The 9,530-nt window shown below is 30.3% G+C and carries 9 protein-coding genes; all 9 read right to left on the minus strand.

The window, feature by feature from the left end; all coding sequences use genetic code 11:
* Positions 1-930: VWA domain-containing protein (locus ABY298_RS12590; protein ID WP_372746412.1), on the minus strand; the 930-nt coding region annotated here is incomplete at its 3' end.
* Between the two features lie 2 nt (positions 931-932).
* Positions 933-2,558, minus strand: coding sequence for a hypothetical protein (locus ABY298_RS12595; protein ID WP_372746413.1), 1,626 nt, complete (start codon positions 2,556-2,558; stop codon positions 933-935).
* A 3-nt stretch (positions 2,559-2,561) separates the two neighbouring features.
* Positions 2,562-3,434: a DUF58 domain-containing protein gene (locus ABY298_RS12600; protein WP_372746414.1), complete on the minus strand. Its 873-nt coding sequence runs from the start codon at positions 3,432-3,434 to the stop codon at positions 2,562-2,564.
* An 88-nt stretch (positions 3,435-3,522) separates the two neighbouring features.
* Complete coding sequence (locus ABY298_RS12605; protein WP_372746415.1) at positions 3,523-4,530, minus strand: AAA family ATPase; 1,008 nt, start codon at positions 4,528-4,530, stop codon at positions 3,523-3,525.
* A 115-nt stretch (positions 4,531-4,645) separates the two neighbouring features.
* Positions 4,646-5,398, minus strand: a complete 753-nt coding sequence (locus ABY298_RS12610) for a UDP-2,3-diacylglucosamine diphosphatase (RefSeq protein WP_372746420.1) — start codon at positions 5,396-5,398, stop codon at positions 4,646-4,648.
* Complete coding sequence (locus ABY298_RS12615) at positions 5,395-7,020, minus strand: S41 family peptidase (RefSeq protein WP_372746416.1); 1,626 nt, start codon at positions 7,018-7,020, stop codon at positions 5,395-5,397. Before ABY298_RS12615 ends, ABY298_RS12610 begins: the two co-directional genes overlap by 4 nt.
* Positions 7,017-7,439 (minus strand): cytidine/deoxycytidylate deaminase family protein, encoded by a 423-nt coding sequence (locus ABY298_RS12620; protein WP_372746417.1) that lies wholly within the window; start codon positions 7,437-7,439, stop codon positions 7,017-7,019. The genes ABY298_RS12615 and ABY298_RS12620 overlap by 4 nt, the downstream gene beginning before the upstream one ends.
* Before the next feature lie 56 nt (positions 7,440-7,495).
* A complete protein-coding gene (locus ABY298_RS12625) occupies positions 7,496-8,080 on the minus strand; it encodes a HupE/UreJ family protein (protein WP_372746418.1) in 585 nt (194 codons plus the stop codon).
* 49 nt (positions 8,081-8,129) lie between these two features.
* A partial coding sequence (locus ABY298_RS12630; RefSeq protein WP_372746419.1) for an aminotransferase class V-fold PLP-dependent enzyme occupies positions 8,130-9,530 on the minus strand: 1,401 nt, incomplete at its 5' end.

Raw genomic sequence — 9,530 nt, forward strand, 5'->3', positions numbered from 1 at the left:
AATTCTGTAATCTTCTTGATAGTTATAATATTTAAACTCCTCTATTTCTGTTTTTTCCAGTTTATTAATTTCGTTATAAATGGCTTTTAATTTAGAGTTATCTGTAGCTCTAAAATATTTCCCTTCAGTTTGTTTTGCAATGTATTTAAGCAAGGCTTCATCTATTTCAACAGGTAAATTTCTAAACAATAACTCACCTGTTCTAGGATCTTTTGCGTAAGGGAATGATGCCATTCCGTTTGTTCCTAATCCAATGGTATATACTTTAATTCCCAATCCAATTGCCAATTCTGTAGCTGTTTTTGGATCTACAAATCCTGTATTATTAACTCCATCAGTTAATAAAATAATTACTTTACTTTTTGCTTTACTATCTTTTAATCTGTTTACCGCAGAACCCAACCCCATTCCAATGGCAGTTCCGCCTTCTAAGCTTCCCCAACTTAACTCTGAAATAGTTTTTTGAACTATTCTTTTATCGCTTGTGATAGGTGTTTGGGTAAAACTTTCACCTGCATAAACCACTATTCCAATTCTATCATTTGGACGTTGGTTTACAAATTGTGCAGCCACTTTTTTAAGTGCTTCTAACCTATTTGGTTTTAAATCGCGGGCTAACATACTTGCAGAAACATCAATTGCCATAACAATGTCAATTCCTTTGTTTGTTTTGGTATGTTGACTTACCGATACTACTCTTGGCCTAGCCAATGCAACAATTAACAAAGTAATTGCAACTAATCTTAATATTGGCAGAATTGGTTTTAATTTAGAAACTATAGATGGTTTTGCCTGAAAACCTTTGGTGCTAGACACTAATAGCGTTGCACTATCTGTTTTTCTAATTACGTAAAACCAAATTGCAATAATTGGTATTAGTACTAATAACCATAAAAACTGCGGATGTAAAAATTCAAAATTCTCAAACATACTTATCTATTTATGGATACTGAATTAATTACTCTTTCACTTACCTTTTTTGCAGAAGGATCATTACTTAAACAAGTCACCAACACTTGCTGCATTGCCTTTGTATTAGCAAAAAGCAACATTGTTAATTGATACTCTTCCTCTTTTTGGGTTAATTGATTTGTAGCGTTATAATTTGCATAAACCTGTTTTCCATTAACTCCATTCAATTCAACATCATCTTGTTTAATATTTTTAAACGCTACTCCAGCCATTGTTTCTATTTGATTTAATGCACCTTCTACACCACCATCTAAATCAAAACTTTCTAATTCACTAAAAAAGTGAATAGTTGAAACTTCTATATAAAAATTACCTATTAAACTTCCGTAATTATAGCTCGAAAAATCTCCAACAGCAGCTATTCCATTTTCAGGCATTTGAACTGAAAGTGATTTTAAAATTTCTGGTGTTTCTAATGTAATTGCCGGATAACCATATGCAGATATATACCATTGTTTATCCATCATTTCTGATGATGTATTTCCAATAACATTTTCTTTAACATATTTATAGCTGTAAAAACCAATAGCTCCTAAAACAAGTACAATAACAGCAACTCCTATTAAAACATATTTTACAATATTATTTTTCTTCTTCTTCTTTGCAGGATTTGTTACAGTTTTAATAGCATTCTCCAAATTTTCTTCAACCTCAACAGCATCGCTTTTGTGTACTGCTGTTTGGGTGTCTTTCAAAATTTTCTCAACACTATTTCTATCGCTTCTAATTTCTTCAAGAATTGGATTTGATTTTGCAAATTTCACTAAATCGGCACTTTGCAATACTGTTTTTAACTGTTGAATGGTTTCTTTTGAAATACCCATATTGCTAGATTCATTAAAATCTTTAATGGTTTCTATCAACTCGTTAGTTGTAGATTCTAATGCCGGAATTTTAATATCTTTTTCTATATAAGTTCTAACAATATCTGTTAATTCTGAATAGTAAATTTTTACTTTATTTTGTTGTAATAATTGTTTTTCATCTAATTCCTTTAAGCGTAAAAATGCTTCTTGAATTGGCGCAACATAAACAATTACTTCTTCTTCTTTTTTCTTTCTGAATACAAAATATAGAATTACTGCAATAACAGCTATTAGCAATAAAAGCCACCATAATAAATGTTTGTAATCATCAAAAGTTTTAGGTTCACTTTTAATAGCTTTAATTTCAAACATTTTTTGTTTTAATGTATCAACTTTTACGGTTGCTACATTTATCAGTAATGAATCTGTAAGATACTTTGTATTATTAATTAAAATTACTTGCTGCGGAATTACATATACACCACTATCAAAACTTGTTAGCAAGTACTTTTTTTCAAGTTGATTTTTTAAAGTATCGGTTGGTAAAGCTTCAACTAGTTCAACTTTTCTTAAGCTATCTAATTTAAGTGTTGGAAAAATGATATTGTTTTTTCCTTTTACTAAAATTTTATAATGAATTTGCTCACCAATTCTAATGGCAGTTGTATCTACCGAAATAGATACTGGATTTTCTTGAGCATACCCAAAAAACCCAACAAACAATATAAAATATAAAACCTGTTTTTTCATTTTAACCTCTATCGCTCCAATCAATTTCATTAATTATCTTGCTCCTTTTTGTTTAAAATAACCTAGTAATTTTTTTACATAACTTTCATCAACTCTAGTACTAATAATTCCTGCACCACTATGATTAAAAGATTTTTCAAAATAATTTACCGAATTTAAATAATGTGCTGTATAGCTATCTCTCACACTTTTTGAAGCTGTATTTACTAACATTGTTTTACCAGTTTCAGCATCTAACATTGGTACCATTCCTAAATTTGGCATTTCAGCATCATGTTTATCAAAAACTCTAATTCCAGTAACATCGTGTTTTCTGCCAACAATTTTTAAAGTATGTTCGTAATGATCATCCATAAAATCTGATAGCACAAATACAATGGCTTTTTTCTTCATTACACTCGACAAAAATTTTAATGCATTGTTAACACTTGTTTTTTTGCTTTTTGGTTGAAAATCTATTAATTCTCTAATTATACGTAGTACGTGACTTTTCCCTTTTTTTGGCGGAATAAATAATTCTGCTTCATCCGAAAAAAGCAACAAACCAACTTTATCATTATTTTGAATTGCTGAAAACGCTAATGTTGCGGCAATTTCTGTAATAGTATCTCTTTTAAATTGTTGTGTGGTTCCAAAAAATTCAGATCCGCTTACATCAATCATTAACATCATAGTTAACTCACGTTCCTCTTCAAAAACCTTTACAAAGGGCTCGTTGTAACGTGCGGTAACATTCCAGTCAATTGCTCTTACATCATCACCATATTGGTATTGACGTACTTCAGAAAAAGTCATACCACGTCCTTTAAACGAACTGTGATATTCGCCTGAAAATATGTGATCGGACAAACGACGTGTCTTAATCTCAATTTTTCGAACTTTTTTAAGTATTTCTTTAGTATCCAATTGTTGTTTATTTGTTGAATTGTTAAATTATGTAATTGTAACTAGTTTAACTATATTAAACAGCTAAACCCTTAAACATTTAAACTCTCTAAGGTACTTCTACTTCGTTAACAATTTTATTGATGATATCTTCTGAAGTAATATTTTCAGCTTCAGCTTCGTAGGTAATTCCAATTCTATGACGTAACACATCGTGTACTACAGCTCTTACATCTTCAGGAATTACATAACCTCTTCTTCTAATAAAAGCGTAACATTTTGCTGCCATTGCTAAGTTAATACTTCCACGTGGCGAAGCACCAAAACTTATCAATCCTTTTAAATCAGATAAATTATATTTTTCTGGAAAACGTGTGGCAAAAATAATATCTAAAATATACTTTTCAATTTTTTCATCCATGTATACTTCTTTCACTGCCATACGCGCTCTGTTAATTTGCTCTAAAGATGCAACAGCGTTTACTTTTGCAAAACCATCGTTTAAATTTTGACGCATAATTAATTGCTCCTCATCCATTTTTGGATAGTCAATTACGGTTTTTAGCATAAAACGGTCTACTTGTGCTTCTGGTAAAGGATATGTTCCTTCTTGCTCAACAGGGTTTTGTGTTGCCATTACTAAAAATGGAACATCTAACTTAAAAGTAGTGTCTCCAATTGTAATTTGGCGCTCTTGCATTGCTTCTAATAAAGCCGATTGCACTTTTGCAGGCGCACGGTTTATCTCATCTGCCAATACAAAGTTTGCAAAAATTGGTCCTTTTTTAATAGTAAAATCATTGTCTTTTACACTGTAAATCATTGTTCCAACAACATCGGCTGGCAATAAATCTGGTGTAAACTGAATTCTACTAAAATCTCCCTGAACGGCTTTTGCTAATGTGTTTATGGCAAGTGTTTTTGCCAATCCAGGCACACCTTCTAATAAAATATGTCCATTACCCAATAAACCAATTAATAATCGTTCAATCATATGTTTCTGACCAACAATTACTTTGTTCATTTCCATAATCAACAAATCAACAAAGGCACTTTCTTTTTCTATTTTTTCATTGATAGCTCTAATATCTACGGAACTATTATTTTCTTGAATCATATTTATTGTTTTTAAACGCGTGAATTTTACATGCTTTATAACACGATGCAAATAGCTGAAATATTTTTTAAATTCTTGTTAAAAATTGGTTAAAATATAACTGAAAAGGCTAGGTTTAATAAGATTTTAACAACATTTCATCGCCATTAAAAACAGCATAGGTAAAATGCGTTATCCAATCTCCGGTATTTATGTATTTTGATGTTTTAGAAAGATTAATTTCCATAGGTAAATGGCGATGTCCAAACAAAAAATAATGGTAGTGTTTTTGGGCTAATTTTTGCTTGCAATACAGTATTAACCACTCATTTTCTTCACCTAAAAATGTTACATCTTCTTCTCCTGATATTAATTTGTTTTTTATTGAAAGATATTGCGCTAATTTTATACCAATATCAGGATGTAACCAACGATATAGCCATTTAGAGAATGAATTAGTAAATACTTTTTTCATTCTTTTATAGCCTTTATCTCCAGGTCCTAAACCATCTCCATGACCAATTAAAAAGGTTTTATTATTAAATACAAATTCGGTTGGTTTGTAATAGGTTGGAATATTTAATTCGGTTTTAAAATAATCTTCCATCCAAAGGTCATGATTTCCTACAAAAAAATGAATTTTAATTCCGCTATCGCTTAATTCTGCTAACTTTCCTAAAACACGTACAAACCCTTTTGGGACTGCTTTTTTATATTCAAACCAAAAATCGAATAAATCACCTAGTAAAAAAATATGCTCTGCATCGTCTTTTATGGAATCTAACCAATTTACAAATTTTTGTTCACGGATTTTACTTTTTTCAACCGTTGGCGCACCAAAATGTTGATCAGAAGCGAAATATATGTTTTTAGTAGTTGTCAAATTTATTTTTTAGATTCTAATTCCAGAACTTTTAAAATCATTCTGTCCTTTTTTTGAGTAATTATAAAATAGCCTGTTTCATCAAATAAATTACGAGCCATAAAAGCATTTAAATACACTTTTAAATTCTCTTTATCCATTGGCGAAAGCGGTGTTTTTAAATCTAATTCTTTTATATACTGATTGAAAACTTTATTGTCTTTATCAAATTTTTCAACAAAATCATCTAATTTCCACGCACTCATTTTCACTCTATGATTATCAATATATTTAAAAACAAAATCGTTTAAACCTCCATAAAGCTGATTACTAAACGTATTAACCGTATCTATAGCCACAAATACATCTGGAATAATTCCACCACCACCATACACAATTTTTCCTTTTGGGGTTTTGTATTTTAAAGCATCATCAACCTTTATACTGTCTTTAAAAATAAGCTCTCCGTTGTGAATTCTTTCTAAATATTCGTTATCATAAGTAGTTGTTTCTTTATGATTGTATGGTTTTTGAATAGACCTTCCTGTTGGGGTGTAATAACGTGAAGTTGTTAATCTTACCGCCGATCCATCTCCTAAATCCATTTCTTGCTGTACCAAGCCTTTTCCAAAAGATCTTCTTCCTACAATAACACCTTTATCATTATCTTGCAAGGCTCCGGCTACAATTTCACTTGCAGAAGCTGAATTTTGATCTATTAAAACATATACTTTTCCATTCTCAAAATCTCCTCGTTTAGTGGCAAAAGATTTGTCTACCTCGCCATTTTTATTTTTTGTGAATACAATTAGTTTTCCATCCTCTAAAAACTCATCAATAATACTATTTGCAATATCCATGTAACCACCTGGATTTCCTCTTAAATCCAACACAAGAGATTTCATTCCTTTCGAAATTAAATCATCTAAGCCTTCTTTAAATTCATCATAGGTTGTTCTTGCAAATCGATCAATATTTATATATCCTAACTCTTTATTAATCATATAATATGATGAAACACTTTTTAAAGGAATTTCACCACGAACTATATTAAATTTTAATTTTTTGTTTTCAGATCTTCTAAAAACGGTAACGTTTACAGACGTTTGCGGCTCTCCTTTTAATGATTGCATAACAGCATCTGATATTTTTCTACTTGCCAAAAAAGAACCTTTTTCTATATCTGAAACACCTGCTAATTTTTGAATGCTTTTTCCGAATAAAGAATCTTTTCCTGCTACAATAATTCTATCTCCAGCTTTTAAACCGGCTTTTTCACTTGGTCCACCTTTAATTACTCCAGTTACAGCAACGGAATCATTATACATTAAAAAAGATACACCAATACCAACAAATTTACCTTCCATACTTTCAGTAACTGCTCCCAATTCATCTTTTGGAATATATACAGAATGTGGATCTAATTTTAATAGCATCTCAGAGATTGCATTATCTAATAAACTATCGGTATTTACTTTATCAACATAATCATATTGAATGTAATTTATTAATCGTTTAATTTTTGCTTCTTTGGAATTTGAATTAAATAAAACCGATTTGTTTTTAAAATTCAATGTTGATCCAATAAAAATCCCTACAGCAATGGCAATTCCAATAATTAAGGGTAAATATGTTCTTTTTTTACTCATTTTAAATCTTTAAGATAGGTCAATTCTACACCTGCTTTTTTTAAAAACTCTAATCCAGAAGTATCTTTATATTCATCTGCATACACAACTCTTTTAATACCAGACTGATGAATTAATTTACTACACTCTTTACAAGGCGACAATGTAATATATAACGTAGAATCTTTACAAGATTGTGTTGAACCTGCAACTTTTAATATAGCATTTGCCTCAGCATGTAAAACATACCATTTTGTAGTTCCATCTTCTTCACAGCAGTTTTCAAATCCGGTTGGTGTTCCATTAAAACCATCTGAAATTATCATTCTTTCTTTCACAATTAAAGCTCCTACTTGCTTTCGTTCGCAATGAGACAGTTTTGCCCATTCCAACGCCATTCTCATATATGCCCGATCGTATTTTAATTGCTTCATATTCATCTCTATTTTAAAAACTTCTAAATTACTATGTTTCTGTTAAAGGATACGTTAATTTTTTACCAAAAGATGGCACCAATTAGCATTGGTAAAGTTACTCCAATAACAAAAGATGAAACAATTAATATCCACTCTTTTTTTGAATATCTGAATACTTTTTGCACTAAAAAACCTAAACTTAATATAGCTAAAACAATAATTATTTGAGCTATTTCAATTCCTAAAGCAAATTCTAACAATGAAATAAATTTACTTGTTGAACTACCAATTAACATTTTAAAATAGCCAGAAAAACCTAAACCGTGAATTAACCCAAAAAATAAGGCGAAAATTAAATTGGTATTTGTTTTGGTTTGTTTTGCAGTGTTTTTACCATAAAATATGTTTACAAGCGCAGTTATAATAATAGTTAACGGAATTAAAAACTCTATCCATTGTGAACTTACGTTTACAACTTTATAGGCCGCTAAAATTAACGTTAACGTATGCCCAATGGTAAACAATGTTATTAACCAAAGTATTTTTTTCCAGTTTTTAAAATCATAAACAACTGCTAATGCAATTAAAAAAAGTATATGATCGTAGGCTTTCCAATCTAATACATGAAACAAACCAGCCTTTAGAAAAAATATAAAATTATCCATTAAATCTTTTTTTTATAAGAGGATCAAATATAAAAAATTTGTGTCCCTATTATTCTTTTTCAAACCAATTATTTACTATTTCTGTTTCTATAGACTTTGCTGTTTTATGAATGTATTCATTTTTTGCAGCATTGTATTCATAATCTTCAGACCATTTTAAATGATTTTCAGCTACTTGCTTTATACTTTCACAAACATATAACACTTCAGCATTTGAAATAGTTGGATGAATGGACATTCTAATCCATCCTGGTCTTTCAACCATACAACCTTCCAATATTTGTTTTTCTATACCTTTAGATGTTTGCTGATCTACGTGTAATAAAAAATGACCGTACGTTCCAGCGCATGAGCAACCTCCGCGCGTTTGAATTCCAAACCTATCATTCAATAATTTTACAATTAAATTAAAATGTGCATTTTTAATATAAAATGAAAAAATACCTAACCTTTCTTTATGTTGATCGGCTAAAATAGTAAGGTTCGATATTTTTGATAATTTTTCAAAAACAATTTCATTAATTTCGTGTTCTCTTTTTAAGATATTTTCAACACCCATTTTTTCTTTTAACTGAATAGAAAGTGCTGTTTTAATAGTTTGTAAAAACCCTGGAGTTCCTCCATCTTCGCGGGTTTCAATATCATCTACATAATCGTGATCTCCCCAAGGGTTTGTATAATTTACTGTTCCTCCTCCTGGATTATCGGGTATTAAATTTTTATATAATTTTTTATTAAAAACCAACACTCCCGATGAACCTGGACCACCTAAAAATTTATGTGGTGAAAAGAAAATAGCATCTAAATACGATTCTTCGTCTGTTGGATGCATGTCAATTTTTACATACGGCGCAGAACAGGCAAAATCTACAAAACACAAACCTCCATTTTGATGAATAATTTTGGCTATTTTGTAATAATCAGTTCTAATTCCTGTTACGTTAGAACAAGCAGTAACAGATGCAATTTTTATTGGTCTATCTTTATATTTATCCAATAATTTTTCAAAACTATTAAAACAAATAAGACCAGAATCTTCACAAGGTATAATTTCTACATTTGCAATGGTTTCTAACCAAGATGTTTGGTTTGAATGATGTTCCATATGAGAAATAAACACAATAGGACGCAAATCATTTGGTATAGTTGTGTAATTCTTTAAATTCTCTGAAACCTTTAAACCTAATATGCGTTGAAACTTATTCACCACACTTGTCATTCCAAAACCATCGGTAATTAACACATCATCTTTACTTGCATTTACGTGTGCCTTAATAATGTTTCTGGCTTTGTGATATGCCATTGTCATTGCAGATCCTGTAATGGAAGTTTCGGTATGAGTATTGGCCACAAACGGACCAAATTGATTGAGTATTTTCTCTTCAATTGGGCGGTAAAAACGACCACTTGCAGTCCAATCTGTATAAATTATTTTTTGTTCTCCATACGG

It is taken from the genome of Lutibacter sp., assembly GCF_041596795.1.
GTDB lineage: Bacteria > Bacteroidota > Bacteroidia > Flavobacteriales > Flavobacteriaceae > Lutibacter.

Coding starts and splice junctions, on each gene's coding strand:
- ABY298_RS12595 (WP_372746413.1), bottom strand. CDS start 2,558: ATGAAATTGATTGGAGCGATAGAGGTTAAAATGAAAAAACAGGTTTTA.
- ABY298_RS12605 (WP_372746415.1), bottom strand. CDS start 4,530: ATGATTCAAGAAAATAATAGTTCCGTAGATATTAGAGCTATCAATGAA.
- ABY298_RS12615 (WP_372746416.1), bottom strand. CDS start 7,020: ATGAGTAAAAAAAGAACATATTTACCCTTAATTATTGGAATTGCCATT.
- ABY298_RS12620 (WP_372746417.1), bottom strand. CDS start 7,439: ATGAATATGAAGCAATTAAAATACGATCGGGCATATATGAGAATGGCG.
- ABY298_RS12625 (WP_372746418.1), bottom strand. CDS start 8,080: ATGGATAATTTTATATTTTTTCTAAAGGCTGGTTTGTTTCATGTATTA.